The sequence below is a fragment of the Baekduia sp. genome (assembly GCF_035996765.1).
Taxonomy (GTDB): domain Bacteria; phylum Actinomycetota; class Thermoleophilia; order Solirubrobacterales; family Solirubrobacteraceae; genus Baekduia.
Genome location: NZ_DASYJG010000025.1, coordinates 1 through 24341, shown reverse-complemented (window position 1 = coordinate 24341; position 24341 = coordinate 1). Strand labels below are relative to the sequence as shown.

At 72.8% G+C, this 24341-nt stretch carries 18 protein-coding genes; 7 read left to right on the top strand and 11 right to left on the bottom strand.

Annotated elements, in window-relative coordinates; translation table 11 throughout:
• Positions 1 to 16: 16 nt before the first annotated feature.
• Entirely contained in the window at positions 17 to 694 is a 678-nt protein-coding gene (locus VGO10_RS05075; protein WP_327465819.1) for a class I SAM-dependent methyltransferase, read from the top strand.
• Here VGO10_RS05075 and VGO10_RS05070 read toward each other — a convergent pair.
• Positions 688 to 4893, bottom strand: a complete 4206-nt coding sequence (locus VGO10_RS05070; protein ID WP_327465817.1) for an alpha-(1->3)-arabinofuranosyltransferase domain-containing protein — start codon at positions 4891 to 4893, stop codon at positions 688 to 690. The genes VGO10_RS05075 and VGO10_RS05070 overlap by 7 nt on opposite strands.
• Positions 4894 to 4960: 67 nt before the next feature.
• Here VGO10_RS05070 and VGO10_RS05065 point away from each other — a divergent pair, with 67 nt between their 5' ends.
• Positions 4961 to 7732, top strand: coding sequence for an acyltransferase (locus VGO10_RS05065; RefSeq protein ID WP_327465815.1), 2772 nt, complete (start codon positions 4961 to 4963; stop codon positions 7730 to 7732).
• On the opposite strand, the gene VGO10_RS05060 is transcribed toward VGO10_RS05065, so the two are convergent.
• Positions 7662 to 8090 (bottom strand): hypothetical protein, encoded by a 429-nt coding sequence (locus tag VGO10_RS05060; protein ID WP_327465813.1) that lies wholly within the window; start codon positions 8088 to 8090, stop codon positions 7662 to 7664. The two genes, VGO10_RS05065 and VGO10_RS05060, sit on opposite strands and share 71 nt — an antisense overlap.
• A 97-nt stretch (positions 8091 to 8187) precedes the next feature.
• Here VGO10_RS05060 and map point away from each other — a divergent pair, with 97 nt between their 5' ends.
• The 3 genes from map (at position 8188) to VGO10_RS05045 (ending at position 10668) form a co-directional block, all read left to right on the top strand.
• Positions 8188 to 8925 carry a type I methionyl aminopeptidase gene (map, locus tag VGO10_RS05055; RefSeq protein ID WP_327465811.1) on the top strand — a complete coding sequence of 246 codons (738 nt, stop codon included), beginning with the start codon at positions 8188 to 8190 and terminating at the stop codon, positions 8923 to 8925.
• A gap of 82 nt (positions 8926 to 9007) precedes the next feature.
• Positions 9008 to 9814: an ABC transporter ATP-binding protein gene (locus VGO10_RS05050; RefSeq protein ID WP_327465809.1), complete on the top strand. Its 807-nt coding sequence runs from the start codon at positions 9008 to 9010 to the stop codon at positions 9812 to 9814.
• Entirely contained in the window at positions 9811 to 10668 is an 858-nt protein-coding gene (locus VGO10_RS05045) for an ABC transporter permease subunit (protein WP_327465807.1), read from the top strand. Before VGO10_RS05050 ends, VGO10_RS05045 begins: the two co-directional genes overlap by 4 nt.
• Positions 10669 to 10670: 2 nt before the next feature.
• Here the strand turns inward: VGO10_RS05045 and VGO10_RS05040 are convergent, their stop codons facing one another.
• The 9 genes from VGO10_RS05040 to VGO10_RS05000 all read right to left on the bottom strand — a co-directional run bounded on the left by VGO10_RS05040 (position 10671) and on the right by VGO10_RS05000 (position 22494).
• Complete coding sequence (locus VGO10_RS05040; RefSeq protein WP_327465805.1) at positions 10671 to 14267, bottom strand: LamG domain-containing protein; 3597 nt, start codon at positions 14265 to 14267, stop codon at positions 10671 to 10673.
• Positions 14268 to 14366: 99 nt separating this feature from the next.
• The gene (locus VGO10_RS05035; protein WP_327465803.1) at positions 14367 to 15848 is read right to left on the bottom strand and encodes a hypothetical protein; all 1482 of its coding nucleotides are present in this window, start codon (positions 15846 to 15848) and stop codon (positions 14367 to 14369) included.
• Between the two features lie 2 nt (positions 15849 to 15850).
• Entirely contained in the window at positions 15851 to 16840 is a 990-nt protein-coding gene (locus tag VGO10_RS05030; protein WP_327465801.1) for a glycosyltransferase, read from the bottom strand.
• Positions 16837 to 18000 (bottom strand): glycosyltransferase, encoded by a 1164-nt coding sequence (locus tag VGO10_RS05025; RefSeq protein WP_327465799.1) that lies wholly within the window; start codon positions 17998 to 18000, stop codon positions 16837 to 16839. The genes VGO10_RS05030 and VGO10_RS05025 overlap by 4 nt, the downstream gene beginning before the upstream one ends.
• 30 nt (positions 18001 to 18030) lie before the next feature.
• On the bottom strand, positions 18031 to 18879 hold the full coding sequence (locus VGO10_RS05020) for an alpha/beta fold hydrolase (RefSeq protein WP_327465797.1): 849 nt from the start codon (positions 18877 to 18879) through the stop codon (positions 18031 to 18033).
• 3 nt (positions 18880 to 18882) lie between these two features.
• On the bottom strand, positions 18883 to 19257 hold the full coding sequence (locus tag VGO10_RS05015; protein WP_327465795.1) for a hypothetical protein: 375 nt from the start codon (positions 19255 to 19257) through the stop codon (positions 18883 to 18885).
• On the bottom strand, positions 19254 to 20495 hold the full coding sequence (locus tag VGO10_RS05010) for a cyclopropane-fatty-acyl-phospholipid synthase family protein (RefSeq protein WP_327465794.1): 1242 nt from the start codon (positions 20493 to 20495) through the stop codon (positions 19254 to 19256). Before VGO10_RS05010 ends, VGO10_RS05015 begins: the two co-directional genes overlap by 4 nt.
• Entirely contained in the window at positions 20492 to 21244 is a 753-nt protein-coding gene (locus VGO10_RS05005) for a DUF1365 domain-containing protein (RefSeq protein ID WP_327465792.1), read from the bottom strand. The genes VGO10_RS05010 and VGO10_RS05005 overlap by 4 nt, the downstream gene beginning before the upstream one ends.
• Positions 21241 to 22494 carry an NAD(P)/FAD-dependent oxidoreductase gene (locus VGO10_RS05000; protein ID WP_327465790.1) on the bottom strand — a complete coding sequence of 418 codons (1254 nt, stop codon included), beginning with the start codon at positions 22492 to 22494 and terminating at the stop codon, positions 21241 to 21243. Before VGO10_RS05000 ends, VGO10_RS05005 begins: the two co-directional genes overlap by 4 nt.
• Before the next feature lie 59 nt (positions 22495 to 22553).
• Here VGO10_RS05000 and VGO10_RS04995 point away from each other — a divergent pair, with 59 nt between their 5' ends.
• Positions 22554 to 23348 (top strand): DUF1295 domain-containing protein, encoded by a 795-nt coding sequence (locus tag VGO10_RS04995; protein ID WP_327465788.1) that lies wholly within the window; start codon positions 22554 to 22556, stop codon positions 23346 to 23348.
• 753 nt (positions 23349 to 24101) lie between these two features.
• A partial coding sequence (locus VGO10_RS04990; RefSeq protein WP_327465787.1) for a hypothetical protein occupies positions 24102 to 24341 on the top strand: 240 nt, incomplete at its 3' end.

Genomic DNA, 24341 nt, shown 5'->3' with positions numbered 1-24341 from the left:
TAGGGTCGGCCGTCGCGTGAGCGCCCCTGCCGATATCGAGGGCTGGCTGACCGACGCGCAGGCCGACCGCCTGCGCGCCGCCGCGCAGCGTCTGGAGAGCGGTGCGACGGTTGTGGAGATCGGCTCCTTCCGCGGCAAGTCGGCGGTCGTGCTCGCAGCGGCGGTGCCCGCCGGCGCCCGCGTCGTCTGCATCGACCCGCACCTCGGCTCCGACCGCGGTCCGCAGGAGATCGCGGCTGACCACGAGCGTGGTGAAGACGACTACGAGGCGTTTCACGCCAACCTCGCGCGCCACGGCGTGACCGACGCCGTCGAGCACGTGCGCGCCCTCTCCTCCGAGGCCCTCGACGCGGTCGACGGACCGGTCGACCTGCTCTACGTCGACGGCGCGCACCGCTTCCGGCCGGCCGGCGACGACCTCGTCCGCTGGGGCGCCCGCGTGCGTCCGGACGGCGCGATGCTGGTCCACGACTCGTTCTCGTCGATCGGCGTCACGCTCGCGCTGCTGCGCCACGTCACGTTCGGCGCGTGGACCTACGTCGGCCGCTCGGGCTCGCTGGCCGAGTACCGGCGGCAGCGCGGCGGGCCGGCGAGCGCGCTGCGCCAACTCGCCCAGCTGCCGTGGTTTGCCCGCAACGTGGTGCTCAAGGCGCTCATCCTCGCGCGCCTGCGCCGCGGGCCCTGGCCTTACTGATCGTCGGTCGGCGCGCGCTGCGCGCGCAGCGTCCGCAGCAGAAGCAGCGCAAGCGCGATCAGCGCCCCGACAGCCATCCAGTGCGCCGCCATGCGGTTGGCGCCGAAGTCGGTGGCGTTACCGCCGACGCCCTCGTCGTCGTGCACGATGGCCGCGACGACGTAGGCCAGCGGCACGCCGACGCCGAGCAGGAGCGCGACGATGATGCCCAGCGCGCGGTCGCTGATGCCACGCCAGGCGATCACCGCGAACGCGACCGCCGCCACCGCCCCGGCGCGCAGGCCGAACGCCAGCCCGATCGCCACCACGGCCGTAAGCGCCGGCACGAGCGCCAGGTGTCCGCGCGCGCCGGTCGGCGGCAGGAGCAGCGGTCGCGGGCCATCGTCGTCCTCCCGCTTGCCGGCGATCGCACGGCGCCGACGGCGGAAGCCGACCAAGGCCACCAACAACAGCAACAAACAACCGGCGAGCGAGATCAGGTACCCGGCCGTGGCCGCGCGCTGCAGGTTGTAGGTGAAGTCGACGATGCGGCAGCCGCGCGTGACCGGCCAGGCGTTGGCATAGCCCTGCATCGGTCGCGGCGTGCCCAGCGAGCGGCCATCGCACGTCGCACGCCAGTGCTGGTCGTAGCTCTCGCCGAAGACCAGCCACGACGGCGCGGCGACGGCGATCCGCGCGCCGCGGCGTGCGTCGGCCGACGGCTTGCCACTGTCGAGGACGCGGCCGGCGTTCGTGGCCGTGGTGGTCCTCGCAGCTCCCGAGGCCAGCCGCAGCGCGTCGACGCGCAACGGCCGGTCGACGCCGGTGACCGCCACGCGGCGCGCGGGCAGTGCCGGCGCCGGCCCGCAGCCGCGCAGGCGCAGCGGCCGGCCGGCCTCCAGCGCCGCCCGATCGACGGTCCCCCCGAGCCCGACCACGCGACCGGCGATCCGGACCGCCGCGACACCACACGGGAGCACCACGCTGCCGTCGCGCGGCGCGCGGCGCGTCGGGACACCCGCGCCCAGGACCTCGCCAATGCCCACCGCGCGCCGCTGACGGTCCTGCCCGGAGGTCCCGGTGGGAAAGCGCGCGTCGAGGATGTCCAGGCGGAAGCGGCGCCCGCGCACGGCGTGCGGGAGCGTCACCAGGCCCAGCGGGCCGACGTGGACGTCAGCCTGCGCGCGGCCGTCGACGGTGAGGCGCACGCGCATGGGCCGGCGCACGCGGACCGGCGGCGGCGCCAGCACCAGGCGCGTCACGGTCCGCGGCGCGCGCACCGTCCACCCCAGCCACGCCGGGCGCCCGGGGATCCACTGGCCGATCCACGAGCGGTCGCCGCCATCGAACGCTCCGGAGGCGCGATGGCGGGCGAGCCCGTCGAACCGCGACGACGACGTCGCTGCCACCGGACCGCGAACGACGCCCGGCCCGCGCACCAACTCGTCGAGGACATCATCGGCCGTCCGCGGGTCGATCGTCGCCCACGCGTCAACCGCGTAACGCCGCGCCACAGGTGGATCGAGCGTCCGGGAGAGCTGGCGCTCGGGGTCCTGCGCGTCGCGCAGCAGCCCCGCGCCGCGCTCGCCGACGTAGCGCGAGGGCAGCAGCGGTAGGTCGGCGGTCGTCCGCTCCAGCAGGTAGTCAAGCCCGACGCCGGAGAGGTCGCGGCCCCGCAGGGCGGTCTCGGCCAGGACCGGCGGGCGCAGCGCCTCGTGCACGGTGACGCCGGGGATGCGCAGCTCGCGGATTCCCCCGGCCGCGCCGCTGCCGTGCTCGGGCTCGGAAACCTTCGTCAGGACGATGGTGAGCGATCGTGCGTGGCGAAGCTCGAGCGTCAGGTGGTTCCAGCCGCGGTGCACGCGGAAGCGGCGGCCGGCGACGGCGACCTCCTCGACGCGGCCGTGGCTGTCGGAGTAGGGCATCAGGTCGATCGCCGCGACGTCGCGCGGCGCGACGAAGGTCACGGTCAGCCGATGGCGCGGGCGCTCCAGCACGCGGTCGGCGAGCCACGCGGTGGACGGATCGCCGTCGATCGCGGCAAACGGGCGGCGCTCCGGGAACTGCGTGACCTGTGGCGAGGCGGGCGCCGTGATGCTCGCGACCCCTGAAAGCTGCTGAACGGTCTCCGACGCGGGCGCACCGAGCCACGGGTCCAGGAGCGCCCCGTCGGCGCTGATGCCTTCAGCGACCGGGAGCGTCGGCCCGACCTGCCCGCGCGAGCGCGACGCCACGAACGCCCGGCGCCGGTTGGCGTCGCTGATGACGACCGTGGCGCCGGGGCGCGCGGCGGCGCGGATGCCGGCCATCCCGAGGTCCGGCGCGTAGCTCAGCGCGCGGCCCGGATCTAGCGCGCCGAACGCCGCCAGCGCCGCGATCCCACCCGCGCCACCGTCGACGACGACCGGGCGAGCTTGAGGCAGCACGCGCACGATCCCGCCGGTGCGCACCTCGCTGCGCGTGATCTCCGGCACGCGCAGGCCACCGGTGAGCTGGCCGGCGCCTGACGCTCCGAGGACGGCCGGTCCGTAGCGCCGCGTGTCGGCGGTGAGCACGTGCTGGCCGCGCAGCTCGCGGATGACGTCGGCGACCGGCGCCTGGCCGCTGCGGCTGCGGTCGCCGTCGGCGGCGACGACGAGGTCGCCGACGCCGAGGAGGTCCAGCAGCGGCGGCAGCTGCCCGGGCTTCAGGCGCTCCTGCGTGATCAGCCCGTCGACCGTCCACTGCAGCTCGGTCGCCCGCCGGTCGGAGAACGGGACGACCCAGCGCGTGGTCACGGGATGGTCGGTCAGCGCTGGAAGGACCGGATCGATCGTGCCGCCCCAGGTCGCGAACGCGAACAGCTGCCCGGGAACCTCCATCGCCCGGCTCGACGCAGGCCGCCGGTCGAGGTCGGCGGCCACCGAGCGCCAGGCCGGCGGCAGGTCGAACGCAAGCTGACGCTCCAGCGCGCGGCCGGTGACCAACGGCCAGGCCGCGAGCGCGACGACGGCGGCCGCGCCACCGCCCAGCGCCACGCGCCCCCACGGCACCCGCGCGCCCACCCGCTGCCAGGCGGCGTCGAATGCCGCGCCGCCCAGCGCCGCCAGGCCGAGCGCCACCAGCGCCCCGGCCTTGTAGGTCGTGCGCAGGAACTCGATTGAATCCACGCGGTAGTACGCACCGGTCGCGACGCGGCGCAGCGGCGTGCCGTCGGGCCAGCCGACCGACATGATCAGCACGCCGGCCAGCGTCAACATCAGAAAGAACGGCGCGTAGCGCCAGCGCCGCGTCACGACGAAGCCGCTCAGCGCCAGCGCCGGCACGGCCAGCCCGGCCAGCACGACCGGCAGCAGGAAGAGCAGCGCCGGGGCGGAGCCCTGGAACGGTCGCAAGATGCCGCCGAAGCCAACGCCGACGTAGCTCGTCCAGAAGCCCATCAGCCGCAGCGACTCCGGGATCGAGGTCGTCGACCAGATCGTCCCCGGCTGCTCGCTGAACGGCAGGAAGCTCGGTGCCGCCACGCCCTGGATCAGCACCGGGATGATCCACCACAACTGCGCGACGACGTTGACCGCGAGCAGCCGCGCCACGGTCCGGCGCGCCGCACGCCATGGCACGTCACCCCACAACAGCTCGTAGACCACCAACAACGCCGGACCGACCAGCAGCCAGGCGGTCACCGCCACGTTGACGCCGCCGCCGGTCGACGCGAGCACGAGCGCGAAGAGCGCCGGCCAGCGCCATCCGCGCGGCTCCCGCAAGCCCCGATGGACCGCGAGCAACAGCCACGGCAGCGCCGCGTAGGAGAGCAGCGAGATGCTCGTCCGGTTCGCGTAGACCGTGACGTACGGGTTGACGATGAACAGCACGCCGGCGGCGAGATGCAGCGCGCCGCGGCGCGGCGTCGCCAACGCGTCGAGCAATCGAACGATGCCGATCGCGGCCAGCGCCAACAGCGTCCCGAGCCACAGCCGGTGCACGATCCAGGTCGGCATGTCGAGCGCGTCGCCGAGCGCGAACCACGGCGCCATCGGCCACGCGTAGCCGCTGTACTGCGCGCCGAAGACATGGCCGAGGTCGGTGGTCGGCGACCAGACCGACAGGACGTTGGAGAGGAACCGCGCCGGCGCGACGTAGAGGTCGACCTTGGTGTCGGCGACCACGTCGCCAGGGCGCTGGACCAGCGCCAGGGCATAGGCCAACAGGACGAGTCCGAACGTGATGGAGCGGCGGCGCATACGTCGAGGTGGCCGACCGACCTGCCGCGACGTGCCGGCGTCCGGGGCCCGTCTAGGCTACTCCCGAATGCCGCGCGGCGCAGCCCTCCTCCCCACCGCGGCGCTGCTCGCGGGGCCTGCGGTCGTGGGGTTCTCCAACGGCGGGGCGACCGACGTCTCGCGCTTGTCAGCCACCGTGGGCGCCTTCGTGATCCTGGCCCTCGCGGCGGCGCTCGTGCCGGGCCCGCCGTGGCCGGCGACGGCGGCGGCCCGCTGGGCGCTGGCGGGTCTCGCCGGCTTCGCTGCATGGACGTTGCTGGCGCGCATGTGGGCGCCGACCCACGGGCGGGCCGACGTCGCCTTCGAGCTGGCAGCGCTCTACCTGGCCACCGCCGCCGCGGCGGCGTTGCTGCTGCGCCGGCGCGCCGTCGCGCGGCTGGCCGAGCCGGCGCTGGCGCTGGGCATGGTCGCGGTCATCGGGTACGGCGTGGCCGGGCGGCTCGTTCCGGGATTGCTCGCGCTAGCGGTCTCCCCGCGGGCCGGCGGTCGGCTCGACCAGCCGCTGACCTACTGGAACGCGATGGGCGCGCTCGCCGGCCTCGGCCTCGTGCTCGCCGCGCGGCTGGCCGGTGACGAGACACGACAGAGCTGGATGCGCGCGCTCGGGGCCGCCGCGCTGCCGCTGCTCGGCGCCGGGCTGTACCTCAGCTTCTCGCGCGCGGCGATCGCGGCGACGATCGCGGGCGTCCTCGTCCTCGTCGTGCTGGTGCCGTCCCGCGCCCAGGCGCGCGCGGCCGTTCTCGCCGCGGTGGCCACCGGCCTGGGGATCGCAGCGACCGCGCCGTTTGACGGCGTGCGGGCGCTCGCGGGCTCGCTCGATCTCCGCGAGCGCCAGGGCGCGGCAAGCCTCATCCTGCTGGTCGCTGCGACGCTGGCGGTCGCCGGCGCGCACGTCCTTGGCGAGGCGCGCTGCACGCCGCGGCTGGCGCTGCCGCGAGGCTGGCGGGGCGCCGCCGCGGTGGCCCTCGCCGTCGTCGCCGTGCTGCCCTTCGTAGCCGCGCTGGCCGACCGCAGCGACGCCGGCTCTCAGACGTTCGGAGCGTCGACCTCGCGGCTCGCCGCGGCGGGCAGCAACCGCGCCGCCTATTGGCGCGTGGCGATCCGCTCCTGGGCCGATCACCCGCTCGCCGGCGAGGGCGCAGGCAGCTTCGGCGAGACGTGGCTGCGTGAGCGCGACATCGCCGAGCGCGTCCGCAACGCGCATTCGATCGAGCTCGAGACGGCGTCGGAGCTCGGCCTCGTGGGCCTCGCGCTGCTCGCGTTGATCGTCGGTGGCGTCGGTCTGGCGGCGCGCCGGCTGCACGGCGAGGACGCGGCGCTCGCCGCGGGACCGGCGGCGGCGCTCGTCGCCTGGTTGTTCCATGCCTCGGTCGACTGGGACTGGCAGGTGCCCGCGCTGACCGGCGTTGCAGCGATCCTCGCCGGCCTGGTCGTTGCTCGTGTGGGGCAGCGCGGCGACGACGGCGACCAGGACGCCGCGAGGTCCGTGTCGAGCTTTGGTGCACATGGAGCCTTTGCTCGACACGCAACGCCGGCGCGGACCGCCCCAGCCGAGCGCGACGACCCCGACCCCCACGTCGCGGCCTCCGTCGCCCCGCCGCCGGGCCACCCGCGCTTCCCGATGCTCGACGGCGTCCGCGCCATCGCCGCGCTCTCGGTCGTCGTCCTCCACGTCAGCGACCGCTCGGGGTTCAGCCAGCACCAGCTCGTTGGCGCGCTCACCGCGCGCCTGAACGTCGGCGTCGCGCTCTTCTTCGTGCTGTCGGGCTTCCTGCTGTACCGGCCGTTCGTCGCCGCCCGCGTCGACGGCCGGCCTTCCTCGACCGTCGCGCACTACCTGCGCCGCCGCGCGCTGCGGATCCTGCCGGGGTACTGGGTCGCGCTGGCGGTCACGGCCGGCGTCGGCTGGGTCACCTTCGCGCTCGGCTGGTGGCGGTATGCCTTCTTCCTGCAGCCCTACAACATCTACTCGCTGTTCTCGGGGATCAACCCGGCGTGGACGCTGTCGATCGAGGTGTTGTTCTATCTCTCGCTCCCGCTGTGGGTCGTCGTCGCGGGGCGGCTGCTGGCCGGCCGCCCGCGCGCCGCGCAGTTGCGCGCCGAGCTGTGGGCCGTCGGCGCGCTGGCGCTCTTCGGCATCGCGTTCCGGACGGCCGCGGTGGCGATCCAGAACACGTCGCTGTGGGTCATCAGCTACCCGGCGCACCTCGCATGGTTCGCCGGCGGCATGGGGTTGGCGCTGCTGAGCCTGTGGCTCGAGGACCGGCCCGCGCCGCGGCTGCTGCGGCCGCTGGTCGCATCGCCCGCCGCGTGCTGGGGCGCGGCGCTCGTCGCCTACCTGCTGGCCGCCTACGCGAGCGGCTTGCCACGCGGGCTCGGCTCGTCGCCGACGCCGCTGGAGAACATCGTGGGGCATGTGCTGTATCTCGCCGTCGCCGTGCTCGTGACGCTGCCGGCGATCACGAGCGCCGGACGTGCAACCGAAACGGCGGGCGGCGTGTCAGCGGTTATCCGCTACGTGCTCGGCCATCCGCTGGCCCTGTGGCTGGGCGCGATCTCCTACGGGATCTTCCTCTACCACGACCCGTTCCTGGACTGGCTGATCGCCCGCGGCTTCCTGGATTCCGCGCCGGGCCTGCCGTACCTCGATCTGATGGTCGTCGTGGTGGGCGGCGCGATCCTCATGGGCGCCGCGAGCTACTACCTGGTGGAGCGTCCGTTCCTGCGCCTCAAGGACCCGCGGAACCGGCCGCGCCCTGCGGCGCGGCCGTCGTCTTCGGAGGCCGCCAGCGCGGGTTGAGCGCTTCGGCGCGGCGGGCGGCGCGCGCTGCACCGGCCGGATCGTCGCGCCCCAGCGCCTGCGCCAAGGCCGCCCACGCCGCGAACTCCCGCGGCCCGGCGGCGATCGCGCTGCGCGCCATGGCCGCGGCGACATCCGGGTGCCCGGACGCGCTCACGCCCGCGGCAGCGACCGCGATCTCCTCGGGGTCTGCGCAGGCGTCGACCACATCGCGGACGGTGCCAGCGGGCGCGGCGTGGCGCAGACCGTCGGAGAACAGGGCCGCCCTGGCGCGGTCGCACGTCGCGGCCTCAGCGCGCCGGTGCGCGAAGACCACGACCGCGACGATGCACGCCACGACGACCGCGCCGCGGGCCACGAGGGTCGCGAGCGTGGTGCCGGCACGCGAGGGCTCGGGAGGGGCGGCGACGATCGGCTGGTTCTACCAGACGCCCCGCTGTTCTAGCCTGAGCGCCATGTCCGCTGACACCCCCGAGGAGCTCGCCGGCCTGCAGGCCGCGGGCAAGGTCGTCGCCCAGACCATCCGCGAGCTGCGCAAGCTGGTCCGCCCCGGCATCACGACCGGTGAGCTCGACGCTGCCGCCGCACGCGTCTTCGCCGCGCACGGCGCGCAGTCCGGCCCGCAGCTCGACTACGACTTCCCGGGCGCGATCTGCATCTCGGTCGGCGACGAGGCCGTCCACGGCATCCCGGGCCCGCGACGGCTGCGCGAGGGCGAGCTCGTCAAGCTCGACGTCACCGCCGAGCTCAACGGCTTCTACGCCGACGCGTGCCGCACCGTCGCCGTCGGCAAGGCCAAGCCGTCGGCGGTCAAGCTGATCGGCGCGGCCGAGACCGGTCTCAAGCGCGGGATGGCGGCCGCGACCGCCGGCGCGACCGTCAACGACATCGGCATCGCCGTCCAGGCCGAGATCGAGCAGCGCGGCTTCTCGGTCTGCGCTGCGCTGACCGGCCACGGCATCGGGCGCCGGATCCACGAGGAGCCGACGGTCTTCTCCATCGCCCAGCCGGGGCCCTCACCGATGCTGACCGAAGGCCTGATCATCACGATCGAGCCGATCATCGCGGCGGGCGACGGCGAGGTCGTCGAGGATGGCGAGTGGATCGTCCGCACCGCCGACGGCTCGCTCTCGGCCCACGCCGAGCACACGATCATGATCACCGACGGCGCACCGCTGGTCCTCACCGCGTGAGCGCGGAAGGCCTCGCCTTGAGGCTCGGCTTCCGTGCGGGAACTCGCCTGGGGCTCCTTCCCGCGGCGATCGGAGCATCGGCGTGAGCGCGGCGCTGGCGATCGCCGGCCTGCGCAAGCGCTACGGCCGCCATGAGGCGTTGCGCGGCGTCGACCTGGAGATCGGCGAGGGCGAGTTGGTGGGGTTGCTCGGTCCCAACGGCGCCGGCAAATCAACGCTGACCAAGATCGCCTGCGGGTTGGTGGCGCCGACGAACGGCGCGGTCGCGGTCGCACGGCCGTTCGGCTACCTGGCCGAGCTCTTTCGCTTCCCGGGCTGGTGCACCGCCGACGAGGTGCTCGTCCTGCACCAGCGGCTGACGGGCTCGCACGGCGGCGGGCGTGAACGCGGTGAGCTGCTGGAGCTGGTGCGGCTGGAGGAGAACGCGGGCACCCGGGTCGAGGCGATGTCGAAGGGCATGCAGCAGCGGCTCGGCCTGGCGCAGGCGATGATCGGCGACCCGCGGCTGCTGCTGCTCGATGAGCCGACGAGCGCGCTCGATCCCGGCGGGCGGCGCACGGTGCGCGATCTGCTGGAGGAGCTGCGCCGCCGTGGTGTCGCCGTGCTGTTGAACACGCACTTGCTCAGCGAGGTCGAGCAGGTCTGCGATCGCGTGGTGATCATCGACAAGGGTCTGGTCGTTGCGGCCGGCACGCCCGCGGAGCTGGAGGGCGGCAGCAGCGTGGAGGTCGAGCTGGCCGGCGGCGTACGGCACTTCGAGGGCGGGCGTGAGGACGTTCCGGGCATCGTCGCCGAGCTGGTCGCCGCGGGCGAGCAGGTCTACGGCGTGCACGTCCGGCGCTCCACGCTAGAAGACGTCTACCTGGAAACGGTGGCCGACGCCCGATGAACAACGGCATCCTCATCGTCGCCCAACACGCGTTGCAGGAGGCGCTGCGGCGCCGCGTGCTGCTCGTCGTGCTCGTGCTCACCGTCGTCTTCGGCGGCCTCTACGCCTGGGGCTGCCATGCGTTGTTCAACGACTTGAGCGGCGTCGGCAACTCGAGCACCGGATTGGATCCCGTCGCGCTGGCCGGCTCGACGATCGTCGGGCTGGCGATGTTCGGCGGCCTCTTCCTCGGCATCGTGCTCGCGACGTTCCTCACCGCCGGCGCGGTGCGCGGCGACGCCGAGCGCGGGCTCCTGCAGCCGCTCGTCGTCCGGCCGCTGGGCCGCGGCCAGTACCTCCTGGGCCGCTTCCTCGCCGCCGCGACGGTCAGCGCGATCTACGTGTTGATCGTGTACTTCGGCGCGATCCTGATCACCGGCGCCATCGGCGACTGGTGGCCCGCACACCCCTTCGGCTCCGCCTTCCGGCTCGCGGGCGGTGCCGTGCTGGTGGCGGCGCTGTCGCTGCTGGGCTCCGTCTTCCTCGGCGCCACCGCCAACGGCATCCTTATGTTGATGGCCTACGGCGCTGGCCTGCTCGCCGGCCTTCTCGGCGCGATCGGCGACGCCATCCCCTCCCCCACGTTGCAGCACATCTCCGCTACCGCGTCCTGGGTCCTGCCTTACGAGGCCCTCTACCGCGACGCGCTGCGCCTGCTCGTCCAGGACGTGCCGGGCGTCACCGGCGCGATCGTCCAACTCGGCCCGCTCGGCGGCTCCCACGACGCGGGCCCGCTGCTGATCCCGTGGGCGATCATCTACCTGGCCTTGGTCCTGGCCGCGGCGGGCTGGGCGTTCGCGCGGCGCGACCTGTAGGCCTACTGCTTCTTCCTGGCCTTGGCCTTGGTCTTGCCCAAGAGCTTGTGGTCCAGGAACGCGGTCTTCGGCTTGGCCGTGGCCTTGAACCGGGCGCTCCCGGCCTTGCCCCAGTTGCCCTGCACGCCCTGGGCGTGCACGGTCGCCGTGCCGCCGAAGCCAGCGCCCAGGCCGCTGATCTTCACGCTGCGGCGCGCCGTCTTGACCGTCTTGGCGCTGCCATCGGCCAGCTTCACGGTGATCCCGTAGCGCTTGGCGTTCTTGGCGGCGGTCCAGGTGACCGTCACCGCCCCGGACTTCGCCCGCCGGACCTTCACCCCGCGCGTCGCCCCCGGCGTCACGGTGTCCGGCGCCGTGAAGCTCGCCACGACCTGGGGTGGCACCGGCGCGCCATCGAGCGTGATCTCGGCCACGATCTCGCGCTTGCCCGCCGCGCCGACCGCCGGCGTGAACACGAGCGTGCCCTTGCCGCCCTTGGCGACCTTCAACCGCTTGTAGATCCCCGTCTTGGAGCGCTCGAAGAAGGCCACCGACTTGCCGCCCGCCAGGCCCGCGTCGTAGTGCAGGACGCGCCGGTCGCCCTTGGCCGTCACGGTCGCGCTGACGCCGTCGTCGGCGCGCGTCTCGCGGACCCGCGTGATCGCCGACGACCCCGCGGCGGGCGTCAGCGTGTAGGTCCCCGGCTTGCCGTGCAGGACGCCGGCGATCGTCACGCCGTCGCCCGCGTCGCGCAGCAGCCCGACGTGCGGGCCGTGCACGGACGCGGGCCCGTCGGCGCCGATCGTGACCTTCTCGCCATCGGGCCCGGTCAGCGTCCCGGTCGGCGCGACGCCGCCGGCGCCGTGCAGCTCGACGCTCTTGGTGTCCTCGCCTTCGGCGACCTTGAAGGTGTACCCCGCGGCCTGCGCCGCCCGGGCGCGCGCCGAGATCGCGTGGTCCCAGTAGCGGCTCGGCTTGCAACCGGTCGGCCACCAGATGCTCGGGACGACCGCGCCCCAGCCATAGCCGCCGCCCGGCACCCAGTCGTCGTGGACGATGTCGCCGAAGCAGACCGCGATCCCGCGGTCGCTGACCCAGCCGGCGGCGGTGCCGCAGAGGATGCCGACGAGGCAGCCGTGGATGCTGCCCTCGAGGTCGTACTGGTGGGTGAGCAGCGAGAACGAGCCCGCGACGTGGCCGTCGATCGTGATGCCCGGCACGCCGAAGCTCATGCTGCCGGCGCCCGCGACGTAGAAGGGGTACTGGTAGACGAGGTAGGCGCTGGCCATGCCCAGCGTCCCGAGGACCGGGACGTTGAGCCCCACCCGGCCCGCGGCGCCGATCGCCGGCCCGGTGACGCGCACCGAGGCGCCGTTGAAGCCGGGCCCGTCGGCGCCGGTGATCGTGTAGGGGCTGCCCGGCGAGGCGAGCGCGATCACCAGGTCGCCGTTGATGGTGGCCAACCCCGCCATGCTCATCGTGACGCCGCCGTGGACGACCGGCGGGTCGGCGTTGATGTGCAAGTTGATGTTCTGCAGGAAGACGCCGGGGAACACCATCGGCTGGTGGCCGCCGAAGTCGAGCGTGCCGCCCGCCCCCGCGAAGTTGTTGTTGCAGAACAACACGCCGTTGGTCGGCGGGTCGGGCGCCAGGCGGAAGCTGGCCGCCGGCCCAGCGTCGTTGCGGGAGCCGACGTAGATGGTGCCGACGCCCTTCCACATCGGGCCGCTGCAGCCCTGCGCCGGATCACCTTTGGCGGAGTAGTGCAGGTCGAAGTCGGTGAACTGCACCGGGCCCAGCTCCACGTAGGGCAGCCGGATGTTGATGTTGTCGATGACCGGGTCGTGCGCATTGTCAGTGCGGACCGTGGTCACGTTCGTCGGGACCGGCCCACCGAAGGCGGTCAGGATCCCCGGCATCCCAAGGTGCAGCGTCAGCTCGGAGTAGTGCTGGCCGCCCTGGAAGAACGTCGCGAGCTGCGCCGCGCCGTCGACCGGGAAGCCGCCGATCTGGCGCAGCCCCGAGGTCGACACGGTCCCGAGGTCGGCCCGGCCACCGCTACCGCGCAGATCGAGGTTGAGCGCCCCGCTGCTGACCTTGGCCGCGCCGAACGTCACGGTGCTCCCACGGCTGACGACGCGCTGCAGGTTCGGGAAGAAGATCACCGGCGTGCTGCCGCCCGGCGTGAAGACCATGCCGTTGATCCGCACCGGTTTGTAGGCCACGAAGACGTCGGTCGGGACCGTGGAGTCTTGGCTCAGGTGCTCCCACTCGGAGACCACCGCGCGGTCCTTGACCGGCAGCGAGTCGCGGTCGAGCACGTGGGTCATGCAGCCGGTCGCCTCCGCGACACCCGCGGCCACGGTCATGTTGGTGCAGCTGCTCTCCAGGGCGAGCGCCTTGATGATCCCCTGGAACTCGCTCTGGAACCCGCCGCACATCGAGAGAAACGGCGGCCGGATCAGCTTGCCGCCTGTCGACGAGGGCGATGACGGCGCGACCGTGGGCAGCTTGGCCGTCAGGATCTGGATCCGCGAGGCCGGGCTCGCGAGCCCGGTCGCGCTGACCGCCGTCAGGCTGAGCGTGCGCGGCACCGTGAAGGACAGCGCCGCCGCGTGCGCGCCGAGCGCGCTCGCGCCTGCACCGCCGGTCGCGTAGCTGACGCCCATCGACGGCTGGTCGCCCGGGCAGCTGACGTCGGTCTTGCCGTCGCCCGTGACGTCCCAGTCGAGGTGGTCGGCCCCCGTGACGTTGGCGTCGACGACGGTCATGAGGCTGCCGGTCCGGAAGGGCAGCCGGCTGGCGACGCCGTTGATGCGCGGCGCCTGGTCGGTGTGCACCGGGGTCGGGCCGACCGGGATCGGCGTGCTCCCGTCGTCGTCGGGCACGAGGTCGGGCGGCGCCGGGCCGGGCGCGGCGGCCATCCGGCCGATCTCCGTCGGCGTCAGCGCGCGGTCGTAGACCTTCACCTCGTCGAGCCCGCCGGTGAAGGTGCTCTGGCCACAGCTCAGATCGCTGTACTGGCCGATCCGGAAGCTCTTCTCGGTCGCGGCCATGTAGTTGATGGTGTCGGGCGAGGCCGCCGGCGGGGCGGCGGTGACCTGCTTGCCGTCGATGTAGAGCAGCGTGTTGGTGCCGTCGAACGTCCCGACGGCCATGTGCCAGTTGCCGTCATAGACCGCGTTCCCGGGGCCGGCGTCGGCGATGTGAAACGTGGTCGCGCCGCGGACGTAGAACTGCAGGCCGGGGCCAGAGTGGTAGCCGGTGTACAGGCCGACCGACGAGCCGCCGCAAACCGGCGCACCCTCGCCGCCATCGCTGACCAGGTACTGCAGCAGGCCCGGGAAGCCGTTGGCCTTGAACCACACCACGAGCGAGACGTGCGGGGGCTGCAGCAGGCCGAGCTTCGGGCTGGACTGCCCGACGATGAGGTCCGCGCCGCTCCCGCCGGCCTGCAAGCCGTTGCCGAAGCGCCCGGGGACGACCTGCGCCCCGGGAGCGACGTCCGTGGCGATCGCGTTGCCCGAGCTCTCCGCTCCATCGGCGGCGTCCATGTGCCACTGGGCGACCAGCGGCGACGTGGCGTGCGCCGCGGGAGCGGCGATCAGCAAGAGGGCCAAGGTCCACCAACACGCGATGGCCCGCCGGATGTTCGTGATCACCACTCGACCCTTTCACGGCATGCGGACGCTCCGCATTGTGGTGCCGCGGCGGCGTGGCTAGCGCCGCGCGAGCAGCAGGTAATCGCCGTAGCGCCCCACCTGCGCGTAGTGCGCGTTGATGTAGTCGTCGAGCAGCGTCACGCCTGACGACGTGCCCGAGCCGTTGTCCTCGACATCCCGCGCAACGGGCGCGAGCCAGCGGACGATGAGCCTGGTGTGCGTCCGCTGCAGCGCCGCGCGCATCTCCCGCTGGACCTTGGCGGTCGTCACGACGCCGGGCTGGACGACGTCGTAGCGCGTGGGGTTGGCGCGGTTCAGCAAGATGTACAACAGGGTGTCGCCGACGCGCACGCGGTCATAGCGCGGTGGCGCCGAGAGCAGCGGGTCGCCGGGCTTCGAGCGCTGACGGACCGCCGCCGCGAGCTCCTCGAGCGCATGCGCATCGTCCGGCGCCGTGCGCACGCCATCGACTGCTGACAGGTCGACGCCGGCCAGCGCGGTGGCGTCCGTCACCTTCCCCAACTGCCGATCCAGGCCGTGCGCGACGATCAGCGCGAGGCCCACGGCCAGCGCCACCTTGAGCGCCATGCGGCTCTCGCGCGCCGCCGCGGCCGCCAGCGCGATCGCCAGGACCGCCGCCAGCGGCACCAGGTGGAACTCATCGGTGCGCGCGAGCAGGTACGCGAGGCCGACCACCATCAGCGGCAGCAGCGCGCCGCCCCGACCGCGCGGCAGGACCACCGCGCCCCAGAGCACGGTAAAGACCACCAACAACGCTGGGAACATCCGCTCCAGCACCTTGTTGGGGTCCGTGGTGTGCGGCGCGAGCGGGAACGGCAGGTGCTGCAGGTGCTGCTTCAACGCGAAGCCGAACGTCTGCGAGAGCAGGTCGCCGGGCGACACCACCAAGAACGGCAAGAGCCCCAACAACGCCACGAACGCCGCCGACAGCAGCGGCGTCCAGCTCCGCCGCCCATCGAGGATCCACGCGCCGAGCGCCGCGGCGATGCCGATCTCCGGCCGAAACAGGAACGCGGCGCCGGCCAGGATCCCGGCCCAGCCGCGGCGCCGCCGTGCGGCCAGCAGGCTCCCCAGCGCGAGCGCCAGCGCGGGCGCGTTGGGCCCCGGCGTCAGCGGCCACGCCATCGCCGCCGTCACGCCCGCCCAGGCGCCCAGTGCCCAGCGGTCGTTGACGGTCTCGCGCCGCACCAGCAGGTAGGCGAGCACCGCGCACACCCCCGCCAGCACCGCGCGCACCACGCGCCAGAGGACCAGCGAGTCGCCAAGCGCCGCCTGCAGCAGCGGCGCGCCCGGCAGGTAGTTACACCAGAAGTCCCGATAAGGCCATTCGCCGCCGGCGATGCGATGGCCCCATTGCAGCATCAGCCCTTCGTCGTGCGGACCGATGCCGGCGCGGTAGTCGATCGCCGCAAACGCCGTGCTGAGCAGCGCCAGCACGACGAGCCGCAGCGGCGACACGCGCACATAGACGCGGAAGAAGCCGGCCGACGGCTCGCGCTGCGGCGACGTCGCGGCCACCGTCACTCCGCCGCCTGAGCATGGCCACCAGCTGCCGGGCCACGCCACGGCCGCACGGGCACCGCCCGCTCCATCGCCGCCCGCTGCGTCCCGCCGGGGCCCTGCCGCGCCCGCCAGGCGCCCGGCAGGCGGGGCACCGCCGCGATCAACCCACGCAGGTGCTCACCGAACGCTCCCGGCCCGCGCCGCGCCGCGTCCACCAGCCAGGACGCCTGCCGGTAGGCCACATACGGCGCCCACCCCAGCGGGAACCAGCGCACCGCCAGCACGAGCGTGTTGCGCGCGACGAAGAAGCCGACGGCCGCGCCCGATCCGGCGCCGGCATGGCGCGCGACGGCGGGCTCATAGCGACACGTCCACCCCGCCAGCCGCAAGCGCAACGCGAGCTCGACGTCCTCCAGGTACATCCCGTAGGACTCGTCGAAGCCGCCGACCTCAAGCACCGCCGCGCGCCGGTACAGCGCCGCGCCCGCGCATGCGCCCCAGACCTCGCCGGGCACATCGAAGCGTCCGTCGTCACGGCGCCCGCGCCCGCGCTGCTCGCAGACGCCATCGCGCCGCAACGTGTCGCCCGCGTCGTCGATCAGGCCCGAGTCATCCATCCCCACCATCTTGCACGCCACCGCGCCCGCCTCAGGTACGGCCTCCAACACCTCGACGGTCCGCGCCAGCCAGTCAGGCGCCAGCACGACGTCGGTGTTGATCAGCGCGACCGCGTCGCAACCGTCCGTCGCCACCGCCGCGAACCCCGCGTTCGCCGCGGCGCCGAAGCCACCCGAGATGCCACGCTCCACGACCTCGACGCCCTCGCCGCGCAGCCACGCCACGGAGCCGTCGCGCGAGCCGTCGTCGACCACCACCACTCGGTCTGCCGGGCGGGTCTGCGCGCGCAGCGACGCAAGCAGCCCGGGCAGCCAGCGCCGGCCGTCCCGGTTGGGGACGACGACCGCGACCCGAACCCGAGGCCCTTGGGCGAGCGGTTCGGCGTTCACGCGGCGCGGCGGCCGGCGAGCGCCAGCCCGCGCGCCGGACGATGCCGGTCACCGCGGGGGCCGGGACCGGCGGCGAGCGCCTGGTCGACGTTTGCGCGAATCTCCTGCGCAAAACTCTCGCGGCCGAAGCGCTGCGCGTTGACGACGCAGTCGGCAGGGTCGACCGAGAGCGGGTCGAACGCGGCCACCGCCTCGGCCAGCGCCTCGGGCCTCGCCTGCTCGTAAAAGACGCCGGTGGCGCCCTGCTGGACCGTCTCGGTCACACCGCCCTCGTCGAGCGCGATGACGGGCCGCCCCGCGGCCTGCGCCTCGACCGCCGCGATGCCGAACTCCTCAGTCGCCGTGACGACCAGCGCGCGCGACGTCGCCAGCAGCCGCGCGACCTCGCCGTCGGTGACGCGTCCGGTGAAGCGGATCGTCGGGCCGGCGAGGCGCTGCAGACGGCGCGCGTCGGGCCCGTCGCCGATGATCACGAGCGGCCGGCGCAGCTGGTTGAACGCGCGCACGGCCAGCTCGATCCGCTTGTGGGGCATCAGCTCGGAGAGCACGGCGTAGTGGTCGCCCACGACCCCGGGCGCGAAGCGCTCGATCTCGACCGGCGGATGGACGACCTCGGCGTCGCGCGTGAAGTAGCGCGCGATGCGCCGGCGCGTCGTCTCGGAGTTCGCGATGTAGCGGTCGACGCGCTGGGCGGCGATCCAATCCCACTGGCGCCAGCGCTGCAGCACGATGCCGAGCGCGGCGCGCGTGACCGGCCCGCGCGCCCGCAGCGTCGCGTCGCGCGCGTTCCAGGCGTAGCGGAACGGGTTGTGGCAATAGCAGACGTGCACGGCATGCTCGGAGGGCAGCACGCCGTGCGCCCACGCCGACGAGCTGCTCAGCACGAGGTCGTAGCCGGTGAGATCCAGCGCCTCCATCGCATAGGGGTAGAGCGGCAGCAGGCGCCGAAACGAGGTCGCGTCGGGGTGCAGCTTCTGCAGGAACGACGTGTGGATGCGACGGTCGGCGAAGCGCCCCTCGGTGCCCACCGGGTCATAGACGGCCGTGAAGATGTCGGCGTCGGGATAGAGATCGCAGAGCGCGAGAAAGACCCGCTCGGCCCCGCGCAGGTCGAGCAGGAAGTCATGGACGAGCGCGACCCTAGGCTCCGTCTTTTCCATTCGCGGCCGAGTCTAGATGTCAACGAGGCGTCAACGTGCGCCCACATGCAGGGCGCTGCCCTCGAGCAGCACCGTGGTCACGGCCTCCGGGTTGTCCCAGGTCGGGATGTGTCCGCAGTCGATCAGCGTGACGTTGCGCACGTGGGGTGCCAACTGCCGCGGCCGCGCGATAAGGCGGTCGAGTTGCGGCCAGGCCAGCGTGACCGGCACGCCGATCTCGGCCAGCTTCGTGAAGTGCCCGGCACGCATCGCCGCGTTGACCGCCGGGAAGTCCGGACCGTGGGCGTAGGCGCGGACGAGGTGGGCCGCCGCGGGAGGTGGGACGCGCTCGGGATGGCCGACGGAGCCGGCGAGGATCAGGCGCCGGAGCCGCGCGCTGCGGGTCGCCACACCGGCGATGGGCGCCGCGAGGCGCGCGGCACGGCGTGCGTCGCTTGGCTTGGGTCCCAGCGGCCGCGTCCACAGACCGGCGGGCGCGATTGCCGTGACCGAGGCGACGGCGCCGTCGAGCCCAAGCGCCAGCGCGACCCAGCCGCCGAGCGAGTTGCCGGCGACGTGCCAGGCGTGGCCATCGAGGCCGAGTTCGGTCTCGACAAACCGGCGCACCGCAGCCGCGAGCCGTTCCGGCGTCGGGGTCTGCCCATCCTCGAGGGCCAGCGGCGCCGACTCACCGAAGCTGGGCTTCGGCGCGCGGCGCATGAGCTCGGCCAATGGTGGGGAGTCGCCGAACCCGGGCAGATCGACCGCGATCACGTCGCGCTCGAGCGCCAGCCGATCCAGGATCGGATCCCAGACGCGGCGGTCGGCGCCGAGCGGATGCAGGAGCACCAGCGGCGGCCCGGAGCCACGACGCGTGAACGCCAGCGATGGTGTGGCCACGACTCAGGCGTCCACGGCGAGGGCGACCACCGCGCTGATCGCCGCCGACGCGCCTGCGACGACGGCTGTTGCAGCGGGCGCCTCGCCGGGCAGGCCGCCGCGGCCGGCGACGGTGGAGGCGATGTCTGACAGGTCACCGACGATAGACGCCGCCAGCCACGGACGGACCGGACGGCCGCTCAGCACCGCGGCGATCGCGCCGCCGTGCAGGATCGCCTCGCGCGCGCCGAGCGCGCGCAGCGGGACCTGCGTCGGCGGCGTCGCCGCGCTCGGGCCGAGCCAGCGGCGCGCGAGGCGCTCGGGCGCCGCAACCAACCCGACGCCGTAGACGACCCGCAGGCCGAGGACCGCGACCGCGGCGGCCCGGGCGCGCGTCACGATCCCACCGCCGCGACCGCGACCGCGGCCAGCGCCGCGACCGGCTCGGTGGCCTCCGGGCGCCAGTGCGGCTTGGCCAGCACGGTCTGGATCAGCCCGATGCGCCGCTCGGCGAAGCCCGCCTCGCAGTAGGCCAGGTACAACCGCCAGAGGCGGCGGAAGCGCTCGTCGTAGCCCAAGTCCTCCAACTTGCCCTCCGAGGCGTCGAAGTTGGACCGCCAGCGCTTGAGCGTCTCGGCGTAGTGCGGGGTCAGGTCTTCGAGGTGGACGGCGTGCAGGTCGGTGTCGCGCGCGACGCAGCGCGCAATCACCTCGCGCGACGGCAGGCAGCCATTGGGGAAGATCAGCGTGCGGATGAACGACTTCGACGCGCGCTCGACCCGGTAGGCGCGGTCGTCCATCACGATCGCCTGCAGCAGCATCGCGCCGGCGGGCACCAGCCGGTCGCTGCAAACGCGGAAGAACGTGTCGAAGTCCTTCCACCCCACCGCCTCGATCATCTCGATCGACACCAGCTTGTCGTACTGGCCGCCGAGGTCGCGGTAGTCGTCGAGCAGGACCTTCACACGATCCTCCAACCCCGCCGCGCGCACCCGCGCCACCGCGTGGTCGTGCTGCTCGCGCGAGATCGTCGTCGTGGTCACCCGGCAGCCGCGCGTCGCGGCGGCATGAACGGCGAAGCCGCCCCAGCCCGTGCCGATCTCCAGCACGTGGTCGTCAGGACCGAGATCCAGCTTGTCGCAGATCCGGTCGAGCTTGGCGATCGACGCGTCGCGCAGCGTCATCTGCGGATGCTCGAAGACGGCGCTCGAGTACATCATCGTGTCGTCGAGCATCAACCCGAACAACTCGTTGCCGAGGTCGTAATGCGCCTCGATGTCCTTGCGCGCCCGGCGCGGCGTGTTGCGGCGGAACGCAACGCGGCCGCGCTGGAACGGCTCGCGCAGCGGGCTCAGCCGGCGGCGGAGCTCGTCGAGGCCGGCGACGTTGCGCGCCCCGACACGGATCACCGCGGTCAGATCCGGGGAATCCCAGAGGCCATCGCGGTAGGCCTCGGCCATCCCGCGGCTGCCGCGCAGCAGCGCGCTCCACGCCGCCGGGTCCCGGATGCAGACCGTCGCCTCGGGGGCGCCACGACCGAAGCTCAGGCGCTCGCCCCCGTCGACGACGGTCAGGCGCCCCACCTCGATGCGGGCCAGGATCGACAGGACGAGCTTGCGGGCGAGACGCGCGGTCACGAGGCCTCCGGATGGGACGAGGGACGTGCGTGGATGGGGACGCGCTTGAGCGCGAGGACGAAGGCGTGGGCGTAGATCAGCGCGAGAACGCGGATCGTGGCGGCGGGATGGCGACCGACGGTGGCGCGCGTGAACGGCTTGCGCGTGAGGTTGAGCGTGGCGTCGAAGGCGCGCTCGCCATCCTGACGGCTCTCGATGTGGACCGACAGCATGGGGTTGGTCGCGTCCGGCCGGGTGGAGGACCAGGTGTAGTGCTGGTCCATGGGCATGAACGGCGAGACATGCAGCCGCTTGGCGAAGTCGCCGTGGAGAACGCGGGCTTCGTCGTCGGCGGGCAACACATAGGCATGGCGTTGCGCCCACGGGGTGCTGGTCACCTCGGCGACGACGCTGTGCAGCGTGCCGTCGGCGCGGTGGCAGTAGTAGAAGCTCACGGGGTTGAAGCAGTGGCCGAGCGTACGCAGCTGGGTGAGCACGCCGATCGAGCCGTCGGGCGCAGGGCCGCGTGTGCGCTCGGCGACCAGCGTCCGGATCGCTTGGTCCAGCGGGACCACCGCATCGCCGTAGTAGTCCTCGCGACGGAACCGCACGAGCCCGAAGCCACGCTTGCTGAGCCGGCCGCCGAGCAGCCGCGGCAGCTCCTCGAGATCGACGTAGGCCATCGAGATCCTGTGGCGAAACGCATGCTCGCGCACCGCAAAGCGCCGGTGGCGCACCGTCCCCTCGTAGAACGCGCTACGCGCGGTCACGGCGTCGCCGCTCGCAGGTCACGGGCCACGCGCAGGCCGCTGACGACGCCGTCCTCATGAAAGCCCCAGCCCCAGTAGGCGCCGCAGAAGTGGGTCCGGCCGCGGCCGCCGCTGATCTCCCCCACACGCTCTTGGGCCTGCATCCCGGCGACGGTGAAGACCGGGTGCGCGTACTGGATCGTGCGCACGATCGTGGCCGGGTCGATCGCCTCGGTGCGATTGAGCGTCACGCACCACTGACGTTCGGAGCGCAACGACTGCAGGCGGTTCATGTGGTAGGTGACGGCCGGCTTGCCGGTGGGTGTGGCGAGCAGGTGGTAGTTCCAGCTCGCCCAGGCGCGCCGCCTTCGCGGGAGCAGGCGCTCATCGTGGTGCAGGACGGCCTCGTTGGGGGCGAACGGGAAGGCGCCGAGCAGCTCGCGCTCACGCGGCGTGGCGTCCTGGCCGAGGATCGTGAGCGCTTGGTCGGCGTGGACCGCCAGGACGACGTGGTCGAAGCGCTCGGACTCGCCACCGCACGGGGTGACCGAGACGCCGTCGTCGTCGCGGACGACCCGCTCGACCGGCGTGTTGAGCCGGATCGCATCGGCAAACGGCGCCGTCAACGCCTCGACGTACCGCTTCGAGCCGCCCCGGATCACCCGCCACTTCGGACGCTCCTTGAGGTCGAGCATGCCGTGGTTGTCGAAGAACTGAACGAGGAAGCGCGCCGGGAACGACCACATCTGCTCGGGGTCGGCCGACCACACCGCGGCGGCCTGCGGGACGATCAGCTTGTCGACGAACGCCTCGCTGAAGCGCATGTCGTGCAACCACTGCGCCAGCGACGGGTCCTCGTCGGAGGCCAGGAGCGCGCGGGCCTCGCGCTGGAAGCGGCGCACGTCGAAGACCATCTTGTGGAAGGCGGGCGACGCAAGATGCGCACGCTTGGCAAAGAGGCCGTTGGCCGAGGTGCTGGCGTACTCGAAGTCGCCGTCCTCGTCACCGACGCCGAAGCTCATGTCCGACGGTTGCGAGGCGACGCCGAGGCGGTCGAGCAAGCGCTCGAAGTTGGGGTAGTTGCGGTCGTTGAACACGATGAAGCCCGTGTCGACGTCCAGCGAGGCGTCCGGCTCGTCGACGCGGATGGTGTTCGTGTGGCCACCGGGGTACCCCGCGGCCTCGAAGACCGACACGGCATGCCCTTCACGATCGAGAAGATGAGCGGCGACGAGGCCCGAGACCCCAGCTCCGATGACGGCGATCCTCACGATGATGCTTTCGTGCCACGCGCCTTGATCGGATCACCGATGAGGCCCGAACACCTGTCATGGACGACCTAGTTGCCACCCTGGCGCTCTCCGCCGGCGCGGTGCTCGCGCTGTTGATCGCGACCTGGCTCGTGAGCCTGAAGCTGCGCGACGTCTCGATCGTGGACGTCGCCTGGGGCCTGGGCTTCGTGGTGATCGCGTGGGTGGCGTTCGCGAGCGGTAACGGGGATTTCGGCCGCCGCTCGCTGCTCGCGGTGCTCGTGACCGTCTGGGGCCTGCGGCTGGCGGGCTACATCGGGCGACGCAAGCTGCGCCACCCGGGCGAGGACCCACGCTACGGGGAGTGGCGAAAGAAGTGGGGCGACCGCTTCTGGATCGTCTCTCTGATCAACGTCTTCCTGCTGCAGGCGGTGTTGGTCTGGATCGTCTCGCTGCCGGTGCAGGCCGCGTCGGCGCGTGACGGCGGGCTGGGATGGCTGGACGCGGTGGGCCTAGTGCTCTGGGCCGTGGGGCTCTTCTTCGAGGGCGTCGGCGACGCGCAGATGGCGCGCTTCAAGGCTGACGAAACGCATCGCGGCACCGTGATGGACCACGGCCTCTGGCGCTACACCCGCCACCCCAACTACTTCGGCGACTTCTGCGTCTGGTGGGGCATCGGGCTGATCGCGCTCTCCTCCGGCGCCTGGTGGTCGCTCGTCGGGCCCGCCGTCGTCACGCTCCTGCTGACGCGCGTGTCGGGCAAGGACCACCTGGAGCGCGCGATGGCCCAGCGGCCGGGGTACGCCGAGTACGTCGCGCGCACCTCCGGCTTCTTCCCGCGGCCACCGAGGGAGGAGGCGCGGCCGCCGCGATGAGAACGACATAGCGCGCCGCAGTCCGTGGCGCGGGGCGTAGCTGGATCGGCGGCGCTCCGTGACGATCACCACCGCGCTCACGTGGCCTGGGCGTCGGGTGAAAGTGTTGGGGCGTGGTTCGGCGTTCTGTTGTGTGGGCACCGAACGAGCGCCGCGCGATGGCGACATCACGGATCACCGCCCTCCCCACGCGCTCGCGCCGCCAACGCGCGTCGCGCGGCCCGGGCCGTCCACCCAAGTTGGATCCCTCCGCCGACATGGACAATGCATCTCGCTGGGACGGATCGCACCTAGACGTTGAGATCCAACGTCAAGGTGCGATCCGTCGTTCAGCACAGCGCGAATCACCGGCCCAAGGGCCAGCGGACGACAGGCCAACGCCAAGCACAACCGACCCCGCTCACTCCCTCGGTGAGAACGGACCACGTTGGCACACCATCCACCGTCTGAACGGAACGCCAATAACAAGTCGCGCCACCCATGCGCTCGCCACAGACCAGGTCCGCCCCGCGGTCAGCGCTCTACGACTTCAGTCTTGGGCGGTCCGCTACCCGTCCCGGCAAAGCAGCGGCGGAGTCCTGAGTTGTTGGTGTGGTCGACCTGCGACAGATGTGCACCGAGCTGTAACAACTCTGCGTAATCAGCAGATTCCGTCCACCCAACCCGCTAGGCTCCGCCCCTCACAACCAAATCAGAGCCCCCGCGACCGCTGAAACGGCCCGGGGGCATGACCCAAAGGAGCCAGTAACTCCCATGAGTGCCCACCAGGGTAATTCAGCCTGCCGTATCACCGTCGACCCGTCGGACGCCGACGTCCTCCGCGTCGAGGCTAAGAAGGTCTTGATGTTCAACCACGAGCCCTTCGAGGACTTCCTCGACTATGTCCCCGTCAAGCAGCTCGAGCTCGCCGACATCTTCCGCGACGCAACGGCCGTCATCGACGCCGTCGGCTGGCACCCCGACATCAACCCGCCACGCGACACCTTCGAGGTC

What these genes read in the sequence shown, in the direction of transcription:
- VGO10_RS05070 (WP_327465817.1), bottom strand. Translation starts at nt 4,893, where the DNA reads ATGCGCCGCCGCTCCATCACGTTCGGACTCGTCCTGTTGGCCTATGCC.
- VGO10_RS05065 (WP_327465815.1), top strand. Translation starts at nt 4,961, where the DNA reads ATGCCGCGCGGCGCAGCCCTCCTCCCCACCGCGGCGCTGCTCGCGGGG.
- map (WP_327465811.1), top strand. Translation starts at nt 8,188, where the DNA reads ATGTCCGCTGACACCCCCGAGGAGCTCGCCGGCCTGCAGGCCGCGGGC.
- VGO10_RS05045 (WP_327465807.1), top strand. Translation starts at nt 9,811, where the DNA reads ATGAACAACGGCATCCTCATCGTCGCCCAACACGCGTTGCAGGAGGCG.
- VGO10_RS05025 (WP_327465799.1), bottom strand. Translation starts at nt 18,000, where the DNA reads ATGGAAAAGACGGAGCCTAGGGTCGCGCTCGTCCATGACTTCCTGCTC.
- VGO10_RS04995 (WP_327465788.1), top strand. Translation starts at nt 22,554, where the DNA reads ATGGACGACCTAGTTGCCACCCTGGCGCTCTCCGCCGGCGCGGTGCTC.